The sequence below is a fragment of the Sapientia aquatica genome, from assembly GCF_004358105.1.
Lineage (GTDB): Bacteria > Pseudomonadota > Gammaproteobacteria > Burkholderiales > Burkholderiaceae_D > Solimicrobium > Solimicrobium aquaticum.
Genome location: NZ_SMYL01000002.1, coordinates 126177 through 145454 on the forward strand (window position 1 = coordinate 126177; position 19278 = coordinate 145454).

Sequence of the window (19278 nt, forward strand, 5' to 3'; positions counted from 1 at the left end):
CAACATTCGCTAACTGGTATGACTAAGGAGACAACAGCATGTTTTGGGAAAAAAGACTGGAAAACTGGGCGCAAGACGTTAAGGCTAAATTAGATTTACCGCTCCGCGTCGATTTGTGGAACGGGCAACAACTCAGCTTTAGCCACGCTCTACCAGAAGTGATAGTCCGAGTTCCCCATGTTTCCGCTTTGTCTTGTTTGCTCACGCCGTCACTCTCGAATCTTGGTTCGGCTTATGTCGAGGGAAAGATCGACATCGAAGGTAAACCTTCCGCGATTATTAAAATCGGCAATGCCTTAGCTTCAGGCACGTTAAAAATGGAAGGTAAGTTTGCGCGCTTGGTGCGCAAGGTTAAACGCAGTAAAGAAAAAGACAAAAAAGATATTCAGTATCACTACGATGTGTCGAATGATTTTTACAAATTGTGGTTGGACGAAAACTTAGTCTATTCCTGCGCCTACTTTGAAAATGGTAATGAAGACTTAGCGACAGCGCAGATCAAAAAAATCGATCACATTCTAAATAAAATAAATATCCAACCGGGCAACACACTGTTGGATATTGGTTGCGGTTGGGGGGCGTTGGTTATCCGCGCCGCGCAGCAATACGGTATCAAATGCGTTGGCATTACGCTCTCAGAAAACCAAGTAAAGCACGCGAAAGAACAAGTCGCCAAAGCGGGTTTGAGTCATTTGATTGAGATCCGCCTGCAAGATTACCGTGACGTGGTCGGTCCATTTGATCGAATCACCAGCGTTGGCATGTTTGAGCATGTCGGGCTTAAAAATCTACCCACTTACTTTGCCACCATTAATGACTTATTGGCCCAAGGCGGCATGGCCATGAATCACGGCATTACCTCGACTGACGCACACAGCGGTGAAACGCCGTATGGCAATGGTGAGTTTATTGAGAAATACGTATTTCCGAATGGCGAATTGCCGCATCTGAGCTTGGCCTTGAAGTCCATGCAACAGGGTGGCTTGGAAGTGGTGGATATCGAAAACCTACGCCGCCATTACGCCAAAACCTGCGAGCTGTGGGGACACAAATTTGAAGAAAATTCCGATCAGATTAAGCAATTAGTCGGTGATAGACGGCACCGTATTTGGCGGGTTTATTTGGCTGGGTGTGTGCATGCATTCAATCAGGACTGGATTTCGCTGTACCAAGTGGTGTGCGTCAAATCGGGCGCGCATCCATCGCAACTCGCTTGGGCACGCAACGCAAATACTAACTCTAACGCCAATCCCAAGGCCAACTCCACGAGACATTAAACAGTATCAATTCAATTCAACCCGCAAGGAGCAAAGAATGAAAACGGACGCAGAATTACAGCAAGATATTTTGGATGAATTACGGTGGGAACAATCCATCAACGCCACCCGACTTGGCGTTGAAGTTAAAGATGGGGTGGTGACGTTAACTGGGCATGTGGACAAATTTACCGATAAATGGAATGCCGAAGAGGTTGTGCAACGTGTGTCCGGCATTAAAGCCTTAGCAATCGAAATTGAGGTGTCCTTACCCGGAACCAGTCAGCGCACCGATGGTGATATCGCCAGCGCAGCGCAAAATATTTTGGACTGGAATACCTACCTGCCCAAAGACCGCGTGCATGTCATGGTCGAAGACGGTTGGATCACGTTAACTGGCACGGTCGATTGGGAATACCAAAAGCTAGCACTCAAAAACAGTCTTAGCCCCTTGTTAGGCGTGACTGGGGTGAGCGACCAAATCAGCATTAGCCCCACCGTGTCGTCGGTCACAGTCAAAGACGACATTGAATCCGCTCTGCGCAGACGCGCGCGATTTAACGAACACAGCATTTCTGTGCACGTCGATCATGCCGATGTCACGCTATCTGGCTCGGTCGATAGCTGGTCAGAACGTGAACTCGCTAATCATGCTGCATGGGGTACTCCCGGTGTGCATAGCGTAATTAATAACATCAAAGTCGCGCTGTAACTGGTGTGCGCTAGCCCTTAATCAAACATTTAGGAATCATCATGGAAAAACAATCACCGGTATTTGTGTACGACACGCATCAACAAGCAGAACAAGCAATTCGACTATTAAGCGCAGATGGTTTTGATGTTAAGAAGCTGTCCGTGATCGGCAAGGGCTATCACAGCGAAGAGCATCCGATTGGATTTTATACCTTAGGTGATCGGATCAAAACTTGGGGCGGCATTGGCGCATTTTGGGGCGGGATTTGGGGCTTGCTGGTCGCGCCTGCGGTGTTTTTTATTCCGGGTTTGGGTCTGATGGCGATGGCCGGGCCGTTGGTGTCGCTTTTGGTTGGTGCATTAGAAGGCGCGGTAGTCGTCGGCGGTGTATCAGCATTAGGGGCGGCTTTGATGAATATCGGCGTATCGAAAGAAGACGTCATTAAGTATCAAACCGATTTATCCGCCGATAAATATATTTTGATGGTGCATGGCAACTCGACTGATATTGAGAGCGCACGCTCAATTTTGGGTAATGTGCACTCATTAGAAGAATCGATTGCATCTTAATTTAATTCGTTTCACAACCTAGGCGCAATCCGAGTGGACGCCCCCCTTAGCCAATCAACGCCAATAGCACAGCAACACGACCTTCAAACCGGTCAGGAGAAACCATGAAATACGAAAGCATTAACCCCAACACAGAACAATCGATCGTCAAATTTGAATCCATTGGCGACGGTGAGTTAGAAAGTGTCATCGATGTAGCCCACGGTTGTTACGGAATTTGGCGCAGCAAAACATTTGCTGAACGTGCCGAAGTTGTCATGCGTGCCTCGCATTTGTTGGAGGAGCGAGCCTATGAATTAGCGCATTTAGCTAGCTTAGAAATGGGTAAGCGCATTAATGAAGCGTTAGCGGAAGTGACTTTTAGTGCGCGCATTTTGGCCTATTACGCCAAGAATGCCGAACACTTTTTGCGCGACGTTAAACTCAATCCCGAAGCCGGGCTGGCGCATATTGAGAGCAGTCCGATAGGGATTATTTTTTGTGTCGAACCGTGGAATTTCCCTTACTACCAACTAGCCCGTGTGTCTGGTCCGCAACTCATGGCAGGTAATGTGATTATGGTGAAGCACGCCAGCATTATTCCGCAATGTGCGTTGGCGTTTGAAAAAATTTGGATTGATGCAGGAGCGCCTTTGGGTACTTACACCAATTTGTTTATCTCGCATTCCCAAGCCGATCAAGTGCTCGATGATGCGCGTATCAAAGGCTTAGCCGTGACCGGCAGCGTCGAGGCAGGTCAAAAATTGGCCGCCCGAGCGGGTAAGAATATTAAAACCTCTACCATGGAGTTAGGCGGCAGCGATGCCTTTATCGTTCTCGACGATGCCGATATTGACGCGGCGGTGAAATGGGCGGTTTGGGGACGCATGTATAACGCGGGGCAAACCTGTTGCGCAGCCAAACGCTTTATTGTGCAAGAAGCGGTTGCCGAAGAATTTTTAACTAAATTTAAATTAGCTTTGTCCGCTCTACGCGCAGGCGACCCAAGTATTGCCGCAACAACGCAAGGCCCGTTATCGAGCGAGGCGGCCTTGTTGCAATTGATCGAGAGCGTAAACGCAGCGGTGCAGCATGGCGCGAAAATCGAATTAGGTGGCAAGCGGATTGATTGCCCTGGGTGGTTTATGGAGCCAACTATTTTGACCAATGTGGAACCGGATAATCCTGCTTTCCGCCATGAGTTTTTTGGACCAGTGGCCATGTTCTTTGTGGTGAATGATGACGACAGCGCGATTGCCTTAGCGAACGATTCCGACTTTGGTTTAGGTGGTTCGGTCTATAGCAAAAATGCCGAACGCGCCCAGAGCATCGCGAGTCGGGTCGACACTGGCATGATGTTTATCAATAACATCGATTGGTCGGATGCCGAATTACCATTTGGCGGCATCAAGGATTCTGGCTATGGCCGCGAGCTTGGCTACCTCGGAATTCAGCATTTTGTGAATAAAAAGCTGGTTCGCACCCACAGCATAGAGGCACCGCAATGAACGCCGATACTAAACAACCCATTGATGGAACGATCACCATGAAAACCAAAGAATCCAACGCCACCAAATTAGCCCATTCTGCCAATGCAGCCAGCGCCACCTCGGCCGCCAAGCAACCGCTTGATAACGCGGCCAAAGCAGTCAATCAAATTAGCCCTGCCAAGAACGACAAAGGCGACAAGCCGATTTGGTTTATTACCGGCTGCTCGACTGGTTTCGGTCGCTCGCTGGCTTTAACGCTGTTAGAGCGCGGCTATAAAACGGTGGTGACTTCACGCAATACCGATGATATTCAAGACATGGCCTCAAACGAAAACGCCTTGGTGCTAAAACTCGACGTCACCGATGCGGGCGAAGTGGCTGAAGCGATGAAGCAAGCATTAAAGCGTTTCGGCCATGTGGATGTATTGGTCAACAATGCAGGGATTGGTTATTTTGCGGCGATTGAGGAAAGCGAAACCGATAAGGTGCGCAAGATGTTTGACATTAACTTCTTTGGCGCGAGCAGCATGATTGATGCGGTTCTACCTAGCATGCGTGAGCGGCGTAAAGGCTTTATCGTTAATTTGTCATCGATTGGTGGCTTGTGTTCTTTCCCGTCGGTCGGCTTTTATAGCGCAACCAAGTTTGCCTTAGAAGGCATGTCCGAAGCGTTGCGCCAAGAAGTTGCCCCCTTGGGAATTAAAGTCATGGTGGTCGAACCCAGCGGTTTTAGAACCGATTGGGCGGGTCGCTCTGCCAGTGAGAGCAAGTTGCAGATCGCTGATTACGCGGGCACGGCCGGCGCTGGTCGCAAACAAGTGCGTGCTGCGTCGGGCAAACAACGCGGCGACCCAGAACGGGCAGCGCAAGCGATTATTGATGTGGTGGAATCAGTCAATCCGCCCAATCATTTATTGCTCGGCAACGATGCCGTGGATGCGGCTTTGGCTAAGCTCGATACGCTGAAAAAAGAATTCTTCCTGTGGGAGAAAGTCTCGCGTGGCGCCGATTTCCCCGTCGGTAAATAAATCGCGCCATTGGTGCAGCCCGCTTCAACTTTTTTCTCCTAACCGAAATGATGCTTAACTAAAGATGATTAATCTAACCACCGCATTACTCAGTGTGAATCAGATGCAGTGTGCTGATCGCTTAACCACAGCGTCGGATTTACCGGTAGCGGAATTAATGTCCAACGCCGGCTTAGCGGTTGCGCAAGCGATTATCGAGCGCTGGTCTATGCGTCCGGTTGTTGTGTTGTGCGGGCCGGGTAACAATGGCGGCGATGGTTTTTCGACAGCGCGGCACTTATTTGATCTGGGTTGGAGCGTCAAAATTGCTTTGCTGGGAGCAGCCGACCATTTGAACGGCGCGCCGCTATTGCATTTTCAACGCTGGCACGGCGCGGTGATTCCCTTCGCTGAAGTCGAGTTTTCGGGCGATGAATTGGTGGTTGATGCGATTTTTGGTGCGGGTCTTAATCGTCCATTGGATGCCGACGTCATTAGTATTTTAGAAGCCGCGCTATTTAAAAAGCTCCCTATGGTTGCCATCGATGTGCCGACTGGCGTCATGGGCGATACGGGGCAATCATTTGGTGCGGTGGCGGTGGTGTTAACCGTGACCTTTTTACGCAAAAAGCCGGGGCATGTGATTTTGCCAGGGCGATTGTTATGCGGTGAAGTGGTCGTTGCTGACATCGGCTACGGTCAGCAAATCGCGTCGCATTTGGGATTGAATACCTTTGAAAATGACCCGTTGGTGTGGTTGCCTGATTTCCCTGTGCCCCATCCGTTTAACAATAAATACAGTCGAGGTCATGCGCTCATAGCGGGTGGTTATCCGGTTACTGGTGCGGCGCGGCTGGCGGCGCTGAGCGCGGCGCGGGTTGGTTCTGGTTTAACGACGATCGCTATTCCCGAAATCGCATTGCCGATTTATGGCGCTTCGCTGCTGTCGATCATGTTAGAGATTATCAATAGTTCAGCCGATATTGAGCGTCTGTTGAACGATAAGCGTTACACCGCGTTCTTGATTGGCCCAGGATGTGGTGTGACACCAGACGACTTCGACCTCATTCGCATCCGTGTATTGGCCATGCTAGCTACCAAGCGTGCCACGGTGATTGATGCCGATGCGATCTCATGTTTCCGCGATGATCCGAAAATACTGTTTAAAGCGATCGAAGGCCCGTGCGTCATTACACCGCACGAAGGCGAGTTCTCGCGCATCTTTGATTTGAAGGGCGACAAACTCATGCGTACCCGTTTTGCGGCACGAATTAGCGGTGCTGTGATAGTCCTAAAAGGTAGCGACACCATCATTGCCGCGCCCGATGGTCGCGCCATCATTAATACCAACGCGCCCGCCAGTTTAGCGACTGCCGGAGCAGGCGATGTATTAAGCGGCTTAATCTTGGGTTTATTGGCGCAGGGTATGGATGCATTTTTAGCCAGTGCCGCGGCGGTCTGGCTGCATGGTGAGGCGGCTAACGATATCGGCTTGGGTTTAATAGCCGACGATTTGCCCGAAGCGATCCCTGCGATTTTAGATGAGTTACTGCACCCTCATTAACTAAACCGATTGTTGGCGCAAACCTAGCAACGATGTATTCACTCCGAACGGACTAGCTATGTATGCCATGGTGCTGCATCAATTGCACACTCCCTTGGAGTGGACATATTTCGAGGATAGAGAACCCGGCGTTGGTCAGATTCGCGTGATCGTCAAAGCCTGCGGCGTGTGTCGCACCGATTTGCATGTGGTCGATGGTGAATTACCGCATCCTACGGTACCGATTATCCCCGGTCATGAAATCGTTGGACGGGTCGATAAGATTGGTCCCGGTGTAACTGGCTTCAAATTGGGTGAACGAGTGGGAATTCCTTGGCTGGGCCACACCTGCGGCGTGTGTCCGTTCTGTATTGCCCAGCGTGAGAATCTTTGCGATCACCCAATATTTACGGGTTACACCCGCGACGGTGGCTATGCGACCGCTGTTGTGGCGGATGCCGAATTTTGCTTTCCCTTAGGCGAAATGGGCTCAGACGTTGAGATGGCACCCTTGCTTTGTGCGGGTCTAATTGGTTGGCGCTCGTTGGCCATTGCCGGTGCGGGCAACACGATAGGTTTATATGGCTTTGGCGCTTCGGCCCACATCGTGGCGCAAATCGCCGTGTGGCAGGGGCGCACCGTGTATGCCGCGACGCGATCGGGTGACAGCAAGACCCAACAATTCGCCCAAAGCTTGGGCGCAACGTGGGCGGGTGACTCGGATAGTGTGCCGGATCAGGTCTTGGATGCGGCCATTATTTTCGCTCCAGTCGGTGCGTTGGTGCCATTAGCGCTGCAAGCCGTTAAAAAAGGCGGGCGAGTTGTTTGCGCTGGAATTCACATGAGCGATATTCCGCAATTTCCGTATAGCTTGTTGTGGGAAGAACGTCAGTTGCAGTCGGTGGCGAACTTGACGCGGCAAGACGGACAGGATTTTTTTCGAGCTGTTCCAAAAATGAATTTGGTGGTCAACACGACGACTTATGCGCTGAAAGATGCCAATCAAGCTTTGGACGACTTGCGTGCTGGACGTTTTGAAGGCGCGGCTGTTCTGGTTCCATAAAAGTGATCAATTGAAAGGCATAGCATGAAGTACAAGGATTTCTACGAGACTCTGGGTGTAGAGCGTGACGCTAAGGCCGACGAGATTAAAAAATCGTACCGCAAGCTGGCGCACAAATATCATCCTGACGTGAGCAAAGATCCCAAGGGCGAAGAAAAATTTAAAGAAGTCGCAGAAGCCTACGCCACCTTAAAAGATCCCGATAAGCGTAAAGAATACGACGCACTAGGTCGGCGCACGGCGGGCGAAGATTTTCGTCCACCGCCGGAATGGCAAAATCAATATGGTGCGAGCGATTCGGATTTTGATGACGTGGATTTATCCGATTTATTTCGCTCTTTTCGAACAGGCGGTAATTTTAATGCACGCCATCAGAGCAACAATTATCCAGAGAATGGGCAAGATTATTCGGTCAATACATCCGTTCCCTTAGAAACCATTTTTAGCGGCGGTAAGGCCGATGTGACGGTTGAGTTACCCGAACTCGATGACAAAGGTTTGCCGCATCGCCAACGCCAAACCTTGCGCGTCACAATTCCGATTGGCGCTAAAGAAGGTCAACGCCTGCGCTTGGTCGGTAAGGGCGGGGCGGGGATTCATGGTGGAAGAGCGGGCGACCTTTATGTAGTGATTTCTATCCAGCCGCATCCGATTTATACGGTCAGAGGATTGGATTTGTATTTCGATTTATTGCTATCACCTTGGGAAGCGGTCTTGGGAACGTCGATACTTATCTCCACCATGAGCGGTAGTTTTAACTTAACAATCAAGCCCGGCACGTCGTCCGGCATCAAGTTGCGTTTGGCTAAGCAAGGCTTACATAACAGCGCTGGCGCAGTCGGTAGTTTGTATGCCGTGGTGCAAATCGTGGTGCCGAAACAAGTCAGTGAGCCAGAGCAAAAACTCTACCAACAATTGGCCGATATTTCGCACTTTACTGCGCGTACTGAGGACGCAACCCAAAGCGCCCACCAAAGCTCCAACCAAAGCGCCCACCAACGCACGTCTAAGGAAACCACGCCATGACGCTTTATTCTGATATTGCCCTCAACGCTGATTCGGTCTATTTAAACGAAGCTGGCACGTTAAGCATCAGCAGTCTGATTGAATTATCTGGGCTCACTCAATTAGAACTCGATGGATTGATTGATATTGGCGTCATCACACCGATCATGCCAAGCATTGCCGCCGCGCCCTATTTTCAATTGCGCTACATCGTCACAACCCAAACGGCGCGCCGTTTAATAGACGATTTTGAGTTGGATTTAAATGGCATGTTATTAGCGATGACCTTGATCGAACAAATTAAGCTCTTGGAGCAGCAACTCGGTACCGCACCGATCAAGCGCTCCGCGCCAGCGCAGTTAGAGATGGATTTAGCGTGTTAAAAATAAACCCTGCTGAGTTCTTCGTTCAACCTAATAAGGCACTCGATTTATCGACTATTCCCACTAAGGTCACGCCAGTTTTTAAATCAGCATCCCAGTATTCCAAGATACTCAGCGAGCACATTAGTCAACTCAGCGAGATTCAAGAATTATTGTATGCATCGAATAGTTTTTCGGTCTTAATTATTCTTCAAGCGATGGATGCGGCGGGTAAAGATGGCGCGATAAAACACATTATGTCGGGCGTGAATCCGCAGGGTTGTCAGGTCTTTAGCTTTAAACATCCGAGTCCGATTGAATTGCAGCATGACTTTTTATGGCGCACCACGCGAAATTTGCCGGAGCGCGGGCAGATTGGGATTTTTAATCGCTCGTATTACGAAGAAGTACTCATCGTGCGGGTGCATCCACAAATTTTAATCAGCGAAGGATTGCCTAACGTAGTCGATATTGGTAAAACTATTTGGCAAGAGCGATTTAACTCCATTTGTGATTTAGAAGATCACCTGTATTTAAATGGCGTGCGCATTATTAAGTTCTATTTACATTTATCGCAAGAAGAGCAGCGTAAGCGATTCATCGAGCGTTTGGATGCGCCGTCCAAGAATTGGAAATTTAGCCAAGCCGATATCGATGAAAGCCATTTCTGGCCGCAATACCGAGTCGCTTATGAAGAATGCATGGCCGCCACCAGCACATCGGAAGCGCCGTGGTATGTGATTCCCGCTGACGATAAGCGCAACGCTAGGTTAATTATCTCGCGCATTATTTTGGATAATCTTAGCCAATTAAAAATGGCATATCCCAAAGCGAGCCCAGCCAGAAAAAAAGAACTCAATCAAATCCGCAAACAGCTAAAAGCGCAGACCTTTCCCAAAGCATCGCCGTCAACCACGCACGCAGGTGGATAAGCAAAACGGTAAATTTATCCAGATCGGAAATCCTATGTTTGACCTTAAGCAACTTGAACCCAATGCCAATAATTCAGCGTACTACTTAATCGTGTTCGCGCTGCTGATGTTATTCGCCTCGATTTGGGTTGGCCTGAATGATCCTAGCAATGCCATCGCGTTATATATTTGTCTGACCGGCTGCCTGTTAGGTTTTTCTTTGGTACTTTGGCAGCTCTATCAGCAGAAGAAATCGCGTGTGGCGACTCAGGCGGGCGCATCAAGTGCAGCACCAGACGCACCGCTTGTTATTCACGGTGGACCAATGTCTGAAACAACCGCTAACTCAACCGCTAACTCAACCGCTAACGTAACCGCTAATTCAGAATTTAAAGAACCAGTGCCGATGAAGTCTAAGCCGTTGGGTATCGAACCAAAAGACACCTTACCATTAGTCGAACAAGAGTCGCCAAATGCTAAAACGATGGCAATCGTTGAGCCGCCTGTTGATCTCGTTGCGTTAAAAAAAGTAGTGGGCCAAACGCAGCGTCCGTCAGAACCATTGACTACGCCAACGGACGTGGCGCTTGCGGAAATAAACATGCCTTCGTCGCTAGCAGGTGAATCGAAAATGCGCTCATTAATGCAATCGAGTTTGGGCGATATTTTGGTGACTGGCTTACTAAACAATCCGGATAATGTCGCCCGGATTATTAGTAAAGCTATTGAAGACGCTAAAGTGGCGGGGTGATTAGTAGTGAGGCCGCTATAAAGTTAGTGCTGGCGAACTCCCAGTTCGCTAAATGCCAAAATCCTTCCAAATATTTGGCGCGCAGATTACGGTGATCGAGGTAATAAGCATGTTCCCAAACATCGCAAGTTAGCAGCGGTGTGCTGTGGGTGGTGAATGGCGTTTGGGCATTGGGCGTGTTGATAATTTCAAGTAGGCCAGTTTCCGTCAACACCAACCAAGTCCAGCCAGAACCAAAGTTAGCCAAGGCCAGTTGGGTGAAGTTGTCTTTGAATAGATCAAAGGTTTCCCATTTAGATAAGATCGCATCTAGCAAAATACCTTTAGGTTGTCCCTGGCCGCTGGGCGTTAAGCTGTCCCAATAAAATGAATGGTTCCACACCTGCGCCGCGTTATTGAAAATACTATCGGCAGAATTGAGGATGATGTGTTCGAGTGAACCGTTTTCAAACGGTGTGTCTTTGACTAAATTATATAAATTACTTAGGTACGCTTGATGATGTTTGCCATGATGGTATTCCAGCGTTTCTTTGGAAATATACGGTTCAAGCGCATCTAGCGGGTAGGGTAGAGCAGATAGAGTGAAATCCATTGGGATTCCTTATAAATTGCAGTGTTGGATGGGATGGTTGACGAGTACTTAGTTGTGCTGTTCCATCGCTTGCTTTTTGGCGGTGGCTAGGTCGGAAGCCAATTGTTTATCCGCGTCTTTATTGCAATCGCCGCGCTCGTTCGCGGGTAGTAAATGGCATTTGGATTTAGATTCTTGATACACCGATTGCGCCTCTTTTTTCAGTGTTTCAAGGTAATCGCGTTGGGTTGAATCAGCCTCGTACCAACGTGCTGGGTCGCCTTTCTTCTCCACAGATTTTGCCGCTTCTTGTGCAAATCCGATCGAGCAAAGTAAAAGTAACAGTAGGCCATAGCTACCCTTATTCAAAGCTGACTTCAAGACCGAACTACCGAGTGGGTTCATGATATTTCCTTGTAAATAAATATTGACTACGTTAGATGCGACCTGTGAGCAGCAGCACTAATACTAGGAATAGCAGCAATCCAGCGGCACCACTTGGGTAGTAGCCCCAACTGCGGCTATGCGGCCAAGTAGGAAATACACCGATAAGTAATAGAAAAAGAAAAATAAGAAGAATGGTCACGATGAACCTTTCATAAGAGAGTTGTTAAGGCGTGCCCGATTAGTGGTTCGTCGCATCAGTGGTAGATGCGGTGGTGTCCGACCCTTAGTCAATCGGACAGCCAACGGCAATAGCGAAAGGATAGGATGCGATAGCAAAAAATACTCAGGGCGCTCTGCGACCAGTGACAACCTGCAACAAGATCATGACAATCGCGATCAATAACAAAATATGGATAAAGCCGCCCAAGGTATACGAGGTAATTAACCCCAACATCCAAAGCAGCAAAAGAAAAAACGCCAAACTGTAAATCATGAAATTCCCCTTAACGGATGAAAGCTGCCGCCGTGTTAGACCAACGCGGCCTAACACAAACAGGCGATAAAGTTCATCAAGGCTTGTAATGTTTGGCGGCTTTTTCAACCGCTTGTTCTACGTCACCGATTTTCTTCTCGATGATTCCGCTAGTCTCTTTTTCTATTCCTTTGATTTCCTGACTTTTATTGCCGACCAGCTTGCCTGCGTTCTTTTGGATTTTTCCAACGATTTCTTTGCTAACGCCTTTGACTTGTTCTTTATTCATTTCTAGCTCCTAAAAATTAAACCAACAAACGGGTGAAAACAGCACCGCATCGCCACCCAACTAGTACTTGCATAGTATTGATGGATCGCCAATCCGATTCCGTTCGTTGCCGAACGTAGTACCGCTGTTGTTCGATTGCGATTTGGAATAAGGAAATGCTGAGCCTGAGTGCAATGTGATCTAACGAACAGAGTAAAACCAAGTTAATCAGCACAGTGGCTGTCTGAGCTTGGTCTTCACCTTATTTTGTTCACTTCCACAGGGATTCTTTATGAAAAAAAATTTCAACCAATTGGCAGCCCTCTATCTGCTAGGCGCTGTCTCTATCTTAGTACTGGCCGCTTGTAACAAGCCACCGCAAACCGAAGAAGCGACTACTAACGCCACCGCATCTAGCTCGGCGGCATCCAGCACAACCATAGGCGGCGACGTGGATGATTCGATCATCACCACCAAAGTCAAATCCGCTTTGATGGGCGACGAAAATATCAAAAGCATAGACTTCAAAATCACGACTGAAAAAGGTAACGTGATGTTGAGTGGCTTTGTTAACAACCAGATGCAAATCGACCGCAGTATTGAATTGGCTAAAGCGGTAACCGGCGTCAAAAATGTCACCAATCAATTGACGATTAAAGACGGCGCGCAAAGCATGGGTAATAAAATCGACGACAGCGTCATCACGACCAAAGTGAAATCAGCGTTGCTGACCGATTCGCAAATCAAGAGCTTTGATATTCAAGTGGTAACCCGCAATGGTGAAGTGCAATTAAGCGGCTTTGTGAAAAACGACGCGCAGCTAAAACACGCAGTTGACGTCGCGCAAACCATCGAAGGTGTGAAGTCAGTGTTAAATCATATGACTTTGCAACCCTAAGAACTCTCTCGCGGCGCTGGTTGTACATCACGGTTAATCAGAGTGTGTTGAAGCGCCGCAGAGTTCTGTTTGGTTGACATTATTGGATAAGGAAACAGCGATGAGTATCGATCAACATTGTGAGACGAGAAGCAAGACGGTAGAGCGAAGTTCGAGCGAAAGTGTTAATGGAGCAAGCGGCGAAGTGCTTGATGCTCCGCTGGATGCATTGCATTGTTTGTCTTTCCGGGAAGCCGAAATTTTAAAAACGGTGTTCGAGGTCGTCACGATTCGAGAATTCGTCAATCTCAAATTTATGAAGTGCATCAGTGCCTTGAATGCTTTGTCCGCTGAAATTGAGGTTGAAAAAAATAAAGAAGAAAACGCGATCTTAGATGATGCCTTGATGATGACTTTCCCAGCCAGCGATCCCACTTCGGTCAGCTCAACGATTAAGCGGGTTGAAGCGAGTTTGTAGTCTACGAACCAATTTACAGCCCGTCATCTTAGTGGCATCTCAGTGGATGCCCAAACTAAATTAACAACCGGATGTAATCAATTTCCGCATGCCACCGCTACACTTTCACCATACAACGTTGAATATCTCTATGCGTCAACGTTAACTCTTTCAACCCCTCTGCATCCAAGATCACAATCCGCCGCAATTGCACACTAATAATCCCCGCATCGTTTAATAGCGATAAGGTGCGGCTGACCGTTTCCAACGTTAATCCCAAATAGCTACCCATTTCATGCCGTGTCATCCGTAAATTGAACGATGTTTGGGAATAACCCAGCAGATGAAAACGCTGCGCCAGCGATTGCAAAAATATGGACACGCGCGCTTCAGCATTTTTTGACGCCAGAATATTTAATCGATTTTGTTGCGCGACCAACTGCCTACTAAAAATATGCAAAATCGCTCGCTCAAAATGCTCAAACGTGCAGCTACACACTTTTAACTTAAGTAGCGGAATCACAATCACATCGCAATCCGATAAAGCCACCGCTTCCGACATATGTCGCCCGGTATGCATCCCGTCTATGCCTAATAAATCGCCCTTCATTTGAAAATGGCACACCTGCTCATTGCCGAATTCATCTAAAAATATTGATTTAATAAAGCCAGAGTTGACCAAGTAAATATTAACGAATTCTTGATTTAAGCTATGAATCCGCTGCCCCGATTTGAAATGCACATGTTGAAAAACGACTTGATCAGTTTGGCGCTGAATCGCAATGGGAAGATTGAGTAGTTCGCTAATTTCGGACGCGGTGGACCATAATTTGGCATGGCTTTTTAGCGCGTTATAGCTAGTTCGCAGCGCAGGCGGCGGGATTGTTTTGGCGCGGTTTTGAGGCTGGGCAAATGCAGTCGTCATGCTGTCCTCGTTGGAGTGAAGATTAGATTGGTGGAGAGATAAATAGGCGGGCGTGAGGTAATTAACAACAATATCGAACGTTCGTGGCTGTTATTTGGATGATGTTATGTATCGCACTGGTGATCTGTGTGCTAGCGAACATGTTGCGTGAAATCAGGTTTGCGGGTGCGTGCTGAAGGCGCTAAATGGCTCACTGTCCTTTGAGGGGGGACAGGGAATTTTGGGTGGGATTGTGCAAATGGCGGAGCTGGGCTGGATAGCCGATGAAAAATGGCGAGCTATAGCCCGCCATTTTTCACTTCATTTGCTATCTACCTGTTGGAGGTGACAGCATTTATAAAACTCAGAACGGATACGCTGGCGCTATTCCGGAAAGATCCAGCCATTGTCCGGTTGATACTTGATTGAATTTATTTTGAGCTAACGCATAAAACTGCTCAGGCAACACAGGTAGATTTAAATCTGCGACCGAATCCAATGCTGTTTGCGACAAGGTAATGCCATACATGGCAAAAATAGTGCGCAAATCTTGGCCAATGATTTTAGAACTTAGTACGAAAATCAAGTCAGGATTGGAGATGGTGCTGTTGTCAGTAAATCGACTCATACCATATTTACTCTTGTTCGTCGCATCCCATGCCCCAGAGACTAAACGATCACCCTTATTGAGTAAGGTTAAAAAGTCCAAGGTGGTTTCCATGCTGGGAACGGTCTCGGTAGTACGATAGCGGCTAAACAAGAACGCTAACTGAAAATGCACTGCGCGCATTGGATCTTGATTAGCCATGGTCCACAATTTGGCTTGCATATCGAGTACTTTGGCATTGCCAGTGAGACCGGTTGCTCTGTTGGCGACGATATCCTTATATAACGTTGCATGATCAGTCGTGTGTCCACTATCAACGCCCAGAATTTTGAATTGTCGAATCATTTCAGCACTGGCGAGAATATTGTTGTCGCATTCGACGACACAGCCTTGACCATTAAAGGCAATATGTAATACGCGCTGTACCGTGTTATGCCCAAGCTCATGCGCCCAACCCCAGCCTGCATCAATCCCTGCAAAGCCATCGACGGGGTTTCCACTACAAAGAAAACCACAAGATGCAATCCAACCGACAAAATGCTGCACGTGCGGGGCACGGTGCAAGGGACCATCGCATGTCCAACCGAGTTGACCACAGATGGATGAAACATTATTGGTCATCGGTATATCGTTATAACCGTTGGCAATGTGATTGGAGTTAAACAACATATCTCTGATTTGGCTTTGAATATAGGTATTCGGATCCATAGTCGGATTTGCATAGCCAATCATCTGTTGAATTTCTCCACCAACCAATTTAATTGTTTGCCAGCCAAAGTCCTTACGCTTAGTGGCGGCAATTGCGTCGGCATAATCTTGGGCAGATTGTGCTTGAGTTGTATCAAAATGCGAATACTTAGCCGCACCACGAATTTTTAACGTGACGGTTTGGCCAGGTGTCGCACCGGAATACGAGAGCATCAAAGGTCCACCAAACGGCGAATTAAATAATGTCGGTCCCGCTGTATTTAACGGTATCGAGAATGAATTAGGACGACGTGGTCGTTTGTAGTTACTGCTTAGACTATCCGTCAACGGATCGCCCCAGACGCGCAGGTAATTGGTTTGAACTGCTAATGATTTAGCATTTCCGCTATCGACGATCTGAATCGTGACAGGCTTGGCGGGAATAGCACCGCGACCGATTAATGTTATTCCAGAGCTTTGTGCAATTGTCACTGTGATTGTTTCATCGCTGCTACTTACCGGAATAGTTTGCGCTGCGGCCGGCATGTAATCGCCTTGACCCGCAGTGGCTGTGGTCGTGGTTGCGCGATTAAATGTGACCCAGGAATCTGAAGCATAGGTACGCAGATAATCTCCACCATTAGTATCTCTGTTGATTGTTCCGTATTTAATCGTTGGACGATATAAATCGGCCCAAAGTACAAGCAAACGATACAAATCAGTGGTGGGGCTAGTAAATATATCAATGCCATTGCTCTGCATCGTGCCTAAATCATTGTGAAACTGCGTGATAGGCGTTGCCGGTGATGCATCGGTACTTAATTTCAAAGTTGGTTGAGCTTGAGCCAACAGACCAAGAGTATTAATTAGTGGGGTCAATTGATCGTTGCGTTGCAAGATTGCCGCTACAGAAGTACCAGCAGCAACCGATACTGCCGATGCACCTGCAAAATAATTGCCAGGGTAGCCGCCCAAATCCATGCCCATGCCATTAAGTACTTGGCGGCCACCGGATGAATCGATCCAGCTTGCGTGCATATAGATAATTGCTTTACCTGCCTGCAAATATTTTAAAATTTGGCTCGATAACGCTGGGTCGCTTCGCGTGCCCGCACCAAAAACCAATAAATCCAAATTTTGCCAACATGTATTGGTGCTATCCACCAAATCGCAAGTAATAACTTGGGAAGTCGAACCGAGATTTTTAATGAGTTTACTGACCGTTGGCGCATCATAACCAGCCGTAGCAAATTTCAACGTTGCTGGAAGAGCGCCAGAGGCCTTGCCGGTAACAACCCAAGTAAACGCGCGGTTAAAAACCGTGGTGTGCTGAGTTTCGTTCGATTGATTGGCAATCCAGCTCAACACATTCGCGCCATAAGCCAGCGCGCGCCCTTGACCAAATTGGGCAATAGCAGCGAGGGTACTGTTATCGTCAGCGCTAACCAGTGCGCTTGCCATGGTGTGACTTCTGATATTGATATCACTGCTGTTGCTAGTGAGATTGAGTGCAGTATTTGTCGAACTATTACCATAAATATCGGCGACAGCAGCACTCTGTTGTTGTTGATATTTAACCGCAAGACTTGTGGCTAATTGAAGTAAAGTGGGTTCGTCAGCCGTGCTTAATTGACTTGAATCCCCAGTCGTTGCAGCTTGCACAATCGGATTGACTGGCGTGCTGCCGGATTGTCCAGACGATGAAGTTCCAGTTGTCGTTCCTCCGGCTTGACCTGAAGAAGTGCCGGTTCCGGCGCTTCCGGTTTGACTTGTATTCGTTCCTGTTTGCGCAGACCCAGAATTTCCAGTATTGCCATTTAATCCGCTGTTGCTAACTTGATCTACCGTTGGCGCAGGACTGCCTCCTCCACCACAACCCGCAACGCAGGCTATCATTAATGCCGCCAATAATCTCATTCCATTAATGCGGCGGGGAAGTGATTTGAATCTACTCATGAAAATTACTTTCATTGCTATGTTGGGCTACGTGCTGCCTTCTTTTGGAAGCACGACGAAATTGAAAAGAATTGTGAAAATCGACGTTAACTACGCTTTAGGTGGTTTAAGCAAACAATTTTGACTATACCATATTGTAGAGATTAAGTTGCCTAGCGGAAATTTGTAGAATTACGGATTAATTTGCGGGAACTACGGAGTGGCTGTGATTTCAGCGATCACATTTGATAGTGAATCTTTTTTGAAAATGCCAAGGCGTAGGAACGTCAACGTTGTGTCGCAGGTCATCGTTTCAAAGTTTATCGTTGTCAGCCAGGCTCAGATTGCTCACCACTGGCATCGTTTCAATAAACTTACGCAAGTCACGAATTGCATCAGTAATCTGGACTTCAACAAATCCCAAAAAATGTTCGCCTACGTTCCGTACAATCTCAACTGAAATACCAGTCATCGGCATATCCCAAAACTTTAGAACTAGTTCTTGACTGACTGCTTTGTGCTGCTAGCACACATCCCAAAAACCTCTCGACCGCTAGATAGTGCCTCTGCCACCAGATCAAAAAAATGAGAATCCATACATTGCTTAACCTCGATGTAAATTGGGTTCAGTATTAGGATTGATCCGCAAACTCAATCTAAGCCACGCACTGTGTTGTGTGCAATTCGCTCGCATTCGCGATGGCAAGTCATCGTTCGATAACGAACAGAATCGCACTAACTATTTAGTCACGATGAAGCTAGCCTTAAAAATTGAAGCGATTAATTTTGGCGATTTTCGATGACGTAAAAATTTAATTAGGACGTGCCAATAATGGAATACAGCGATAGCAGTTTATTTGAGCCGAAAACGGTAATGAGGGTGGAAAAGGTTAAAACTTCGCGCCAGAGTGGGGATGTTGAACATAGAGAATTGAGCAGAAAAATTGCGCTCAATGATCAGCGCAAATCGGACGAGGCTAGTCAGGAAATTAAACGTGCCTTTACCCGCTATTAGACCATTGGTAGTGCTCGCTGATGTTACTCAATCACGGCGGAGCAACATTCCATTTGATGATCAAGAGCCTTCGGCTATGCATGCTGAGATCGGCTTTAATCATTGTTGGCAGCCATCTCAGATCATTCCTCATAGTCAGATGAAGGCGCCGCGTCGCCTTGGTGCGATCGTTTTTTTTCAGTCGATCGACGGCTACTTTGTACGCACTTGGATGCTTGATGTGGTGATTCGGCGGCTTAATTCGATTGAACCTTTTCATGGTTTGTATTGTGGCTTTGCGCCTAGTTCTGCGCTTAGCTCAACAAAACAACACTACTCGAATGTGTTGGATAGCGAACAGTGATTTTGCGTTTGCTGACCTAGCATCAATGTGTACCTGAAACACATTATTTACCTGATGGGGTAGTTTCATTTCGATGGAAATTAGGTAAGTTGAGATCAATAAAAATTGCGCCCGCCGATGGCTAT

At 47.7% G+C, this 19278-nt stretch carries 23 protein-coding genes; 15 read left to right on the forward strand and 8 right to left on the reverse strand.

Going from position 1 to position 19278, the window contains the following annotated elements:
- Positions 1–38 precede the first annotated feature (38 nt).
- From E2I14_RS04740 to E2I14_RS04790, 11 genes are all read left to right on the forward strand, one after another.
- Positions 39–1277: an SAM-dependent methyltransferase gene (locus E2I14_RS04740; RefSeq protein WP_133325973.1), complete on the forward strand. Its 1239-nt coding sequence runs from the start codon at positions 39–41 to the stop codon at positions 1275–1277.
- A 37-nt stretch (positions 1278–1314) separates the two neighbouring features.
- On the forward strand, positions 1315–1968 hold the full coding sequence (locus E2I14_RS04745; protein WP_133325975.1) for a BON domain-containing protein: 654 nt from the start codon (positions 1315–1317) through the stop codon (positions 1966–1968).
- Positions 1969–2009: 41 nt separating this feature from the next.
- Positions 2010–2519, forward strand: coding sequence for a DUF1269 domain-containing protein (locus tag E2I14_RS04750; protein WP_165967752.1), 510 nt, complete (start codon positions 2010–2012; stop codon positions 2517–2519).
- Positions 2520–2623: 104 nt separating this feature from the next.
- Positions 2624–4006: an NAD-dependent succinate-semialdehyde dehydrogenase gene (locus E2I14_RS04755; protein WP_133325979.1), complete on the forward strand. Its 1383-nt coding sequence runs from the start codon at positions 2624–2626 to the stop codon at positions 4004–4006.
- The gene (locus E2I14_RS04760) at positions 4003–5016 is read left to right on the forward strand and encodes an oxidoreductase (protein ID WP_227544594.1); all 1014 of its coding nucleotides are present in this window, start codon (positions 4003–4005) and stop codon (positions 5014–5016) included. The genes E2I14_RS04755 and E2I14_RS04760 overlap by 4 nt, the downstream gene beginning before the upstream one ends.
- A 64-nt stretch (positions 5017–5080) precedes the next feature.
- The gene (locus E2I14_RS04765) at positions 5081–6559 is read left to right on the forward strand and encodes an NAD(P)H-hydrate dehydratase (RefSeq protein WP_133325981.1); all 1479 of its coding nucleotides are present in this window, start codon (positions 5081–5083) and stop codon (positions 6557–6559) included.
- A 58-nt stretch (positions 6560–6617) separates the two neighbouring features.
- Positions 6618–7601 carry a zinc-dependent alcohol dehydrogenase family protein gene (locus E2I14_RS04770; RefSeq protein ID WP_133325983.1) on the forward strand — a complete coding sequence of 328 codons (984 nt, stop codon included), beginning with the start codon at positions 6618–6620 and terminating at the stop codon, positions 7599–7601.
- A gap of 24 nt (positions 7602–7625) precedes the next feature.
- On the forward strand, positions 7626–8627 hold the full coding sequence (locus tag E2I14_RS04775) for a DnaJ C-terminal domain-containing protein (protein WP_133325985.1): 1002 nt from the start codon (positions 7626–7628) through the stop codon (positions 8625–8627).
- Positions 8624–8989, forward strand: coding sequence for a chaperone modulator CbpM (locus E2I14_RS04780; RefSeq protein ID WP_133325987.1), 366 nt, complete (start codon positions 8624–8626; stop codon positions 8987–8989). Before E2I14_RS04775 ends, E2I14_RS04780 begins: the two co-directional genes overlap by 4 nt.
- The gene (locus E2I14_RS04785) at positions 8983–9900 is read left to right on the forward strand and encodes an ADP-polyphosphate phosphotransferase (RefSeq protein WP_165967753.1); all 918 of its coding nucleotides are present in this window, start codon (positions 8983–8985) and stop codon (positions 9898–9900) included. The genes E2I14_RS04780 and E2I14_RS04785 overlap by 7 nt, the downstream gene beginning before the upstream one ends.
- Positions 9901–9934: 34 nt before the next feature.
- Complete coding sequence (locus tag E2I14_RS04790) at positions 9935–10630, forward strand: hypothetical protein (RefSeq protein ID WP_133325989.1); 696 nt, start codon at positions 9935–9937, stop codon at positions 10628–10630.
- Here the strand turns inward: E2I14_RS04790 and E2I14_RS04795 are convergent.
- The 5 genes from E2I14_RS04795 to E2I14_RS04815 form a co-directional block, all read right to left on the reverse strand.
- Positions 10614–11222, reverse strand: coding sequence for a superoxide dismutase (locus E2I14_RS04795; RefSeq protein WP_133325991.1), 609 nt, complete (start codon positions 11220–11222; stop codon positions 10614–10616). The genes E2I14_RS04790 and E2I14_RS04795 overlap by 17 nt on opposite strands.
- 48 nt (positions 11223–11270) lie before the next feature.
- Positions 11271–11606, reverse strand: coding sequence for a hypothetical protein (locus E2I14_RS04800; RefSeq protein ID WP_133325993.1), 336 nt, complete (start codon positions 11604–11606; stop codon positions 11271–11273).
- A gap of 31 nt (positions 11607–11637) precedes the next feature.
- Complete coding sequence (locus E2I14_RS04805; protein ID WP_133325995.1) at positions 11638–11790, reverse strand: DUF3309 domain-containing protein; 153 nt, start codon at positions 11788–11790, stop codon at positions 11638–11640.
- Between the two features lie 141 nt (positions 11791–11931).
- Positions 11932–12081 (reverse strand): lmo0937 family membrane protein, encoded by a 150-nt coding sequence (locus tag E2I14_RS04810; protein ID WP_133325997.1) that lies wholly within the window; start codon positions 12079–12081, stop codon positions 11932–11934.
- Positions 12082–12157: 76 nt separating this feature from the next.
- Positions 12158–12349 (reverse strand): CsbD family protein, encoded by a 192-nt coding sequence (locus E2I14_RS04815; RefSeq protein ID WP_133325999.1) that lies wholly within the window; start codon positions 12347–12349, stop codon positions 12158–12160.
- A gap of 271 nt (positions 12350–12620) precedes the next feature.
- On the opposite strand from E2I14_RS04815, the gene E2I14_RS04820 reads away from it, so the two are divergent.
- Positions 12621–13226, forward strand: coding sequence for a BON domain-containing protein (locus E2I14_RS04820; RefSeq protein ID WP_133326001.1), 606 nt, complete (start codon positions 12621–12623; stop codon positions 13224–13226).
- Positions 13227–13326: 100 nt separating this feature from the next.
- Positions 13327–13683 carry a hypothetical protein gene (locus E2I14_RS04825; protein WP_133326003.1) on the forward strand — a complete coding sequence of 119 codons (357 nt, stop codon included), beginning with the start codon at positions 13327–13329 and terminating at the stop codon, positions 13681–13683.
- 97 nt (positions 13684–13780) lie between these two features.
- Here the strand turns inward: E2I14_RS04825 and E2I14_RS04830 are convergent, their stop codons facing one another.
- The 3 genes from E2I14_RS04830 to E2I14_RS19255 all read right to left on the reverse strand — a co-directional run bounded on the left by E2I14_RS04830 (position 13781) and on the right by E2I14_RS19255 (position 18267).
- Entirely contained in the window at positions 13781–14587 is an 807-nt protein-coding gene (locus E2I14_RS04830; protein WP_133326005.1) for a Crp/Fnr family transcriptional regulator, read from the reverse strand.
- Positions 14588–14930: 343 nt separating this feature from the next.
- Entirely contained in the window at positions 14931–17816 is a 2886-nt protein-coding gene (locus E2I14_RS04835) for an ImpA family metalloprotease (RefSeq protein ID WP_133326007.1), read from the reverse strand.
- Positions 17817–18108: 292 nt separating this feature from the next.
- A complete protein-coding gene (locus E2I14_RS19255; protein WP_165967754.1) occupies positions 18109–18267 on the reverse strand; it encodes a hypothetical protein in 159 nt (52 codons plus the stop codon).
- Positions 18268–18627: 360 nt separating this feature from the next.
- Between E2I14_RS19255 and E2I14_RS04840 the strand changes: the two genes are divergently transcribed.
- A complete protein-coding gene (locus E2I14_RS04840) occupies positions 18628–18810 on the forward strand; it encodes a hypothetical protein (RefSeq protein ID WP_133326009.1) in 183 nt (60 codons plus the stop codon).
- A 76-nt stretch (positions 18811–18886) separates the two neighbouring features.
- On the forward strand, positions 18887–19153 hold the full coding sequence (locus E2I14_RS04845) for a hypothetical protein (protein ID WP_133326011.1): 267 nt from the start codon (positions 18887–18889) through the stop codon (positions 19151–19153).
- Positions 19154–19278: the final 125 nt, after the last annotated feature.

What these genes read in the sequence shown, in the direction of transcription:
- E2I14_RS04740 (WP_133325973.1), top strand. Translation starts at nt 39, where the DNA reads ATGTTTTGGGAAAAAAGACTGGAAAACTGGGCGCAAGACGTTAAGGCT.
- E2I14_RS04745 (WP_133325975.1), top strand. Translation starts at nt 1,315, where the DNA reads ATGAAAACGGACGCAGAATTACAGCAAGATATTTTGGATGAATTACGG.
- E2I14_RS04750 (WP_165967752.1), top strand. Translation starts at nt 2,010, where the DNA reads ATGGAAAAACAATCACCGGTATTTGTGTACGACACGCATCAACAAGCA.
- E2I14_RS04755 (WP_133325979.1), top strand. Translation starts at nt 2,624, where the DNA reads ATGAAATACGAAAGCATTAACCCCAACACAGAACAATCGATCGTCAAA.
- E2I14_RS04760 (WP_227544594.1), top strand. Translation starts at nt 4,003, where the DNA reads ATGAACGCCGATACTAAACAACCCATTGATGGAACGATCACCATGAAA.
- E2I14_RS04765 (WP_133325981.1), top strand. Translation starts at nt 5,081, where the DNA reads ATGATTAATCTAACCACCGCATTACTCAGTGTGAATCAGATGCAGTGT.
- E2I14_RS04770 (WP_133325983.1), top strand. Translation starts at nt 6,618, where the DNA reads ATGTATGCCATGGTGCTGCATCAATTGCACACTCCCTTGGAGTGGACA.
- E2I14_RS04775 (WP_133325985.1), top strand. Translation starts at nt 7,626, where the DNA reads ATGAAGTACAAGGATTTCTACGAGACTCTGGGTGTAGAGCGTGACGCT.
- E2I14_RS04780 (WP_133325987.1), top strand. Translation starts at nt 8,624, where the DNA reads ATGACGCTTTATTCTGATATTGCCCTCAACGCTGATTCGGTCTATTTA.
- E2I14_RS04790 (WP_133325989.1), top strand. Translation starts at nt 9,935, where the DNA reads ATGTTTGACCTTAAGCAACTTGAACCCAATGCCAATAATTCAGCGTAC.
- E2I14_RS04795 (WP_133325991.1), bottom strand. Translation starts at nt 11,222, where the DNA reads ATGGATTTCACTCTATCTGCTCTACCCTACCCGCTAGATGCGCTTGAA.
- E2I14_RS04800 (WP_133325993.1), bottom strand. Translation starts at nt 11,606, where the DNA reads ATGAACCCACTCGGTAGTTCGGTCTTGAAGTCAGCTTTGAATAAGGGT.
- E2I14_RS04810 (WP_133325997.1), bottom strand. Translation starts at nt 12,081, where the DNA reads ATGATTTACAGTTTGGCGTTTTTTCTTTTGCTGCTTTGGATGTTGGGG.
- E2I14_RS04815 (WP_133325999.1), bottom strand. Translation starts at nt 12,349, where the DNA reads ATGAATAAAGAACAAGTCAAAGGCGTTAGCAAAGAAATCGTTGGAAAA.
- E2I14_RS04820 (WP_133326001.1), top strand. Translation starts at nt 12,621, where the DNA reads ATGAAAAAAAATTTCAACCAATTGGCAGCCCTCTATCTGCTAGGCGCT.
- E2I14_RS04825 (WP_133326003.1), top strand. Translation starts at nt 13,327, where the DNA reads ATGAGTATCGATCAACATTGTGAGACGAGAAGCAAGACGGTAGAGCGA.
- E2I14_RS04830 (WP_133326005.1), bottom strand. Translation starts at nt 14,587, where the DNA reads ATGACGACTGCATTTGCCCAGCCTCAAAACCGCGCCAAAACAATCCCG.
- E2I14_RS04835 (WP_133326007.1), bottom strand. Translation starts at nt 17,816, where the DNA reads ATGAGTAGATTCAAATCACTTCCCCGCCGCATTAATGGAATGAGATTA.
- E2I14_RS19255 (WP_165967754.1), bottom strand. Translation starts at nt 18,267, where the DNA reads ATGACTGGTATTTCAGTTGAGATTGTACGGAACGTAGGCGAACATTTT.
- E2I14_RS04840 (WP_133326009.1), top strand. Translation starts at nt 18,628, where the DNA reads ATGGAATACAGCGATAGCAGTTTATTTGAGCCGAAAACGGTAATGAGG.
- E2I14_RS04845 (WP_133326011.1), top strand. Translation starts at nt 18,887, where the DNA reads ATGCATGCTGAGATCGGCTTTAATCATTGTTGGCAGCCATCTCAGATC.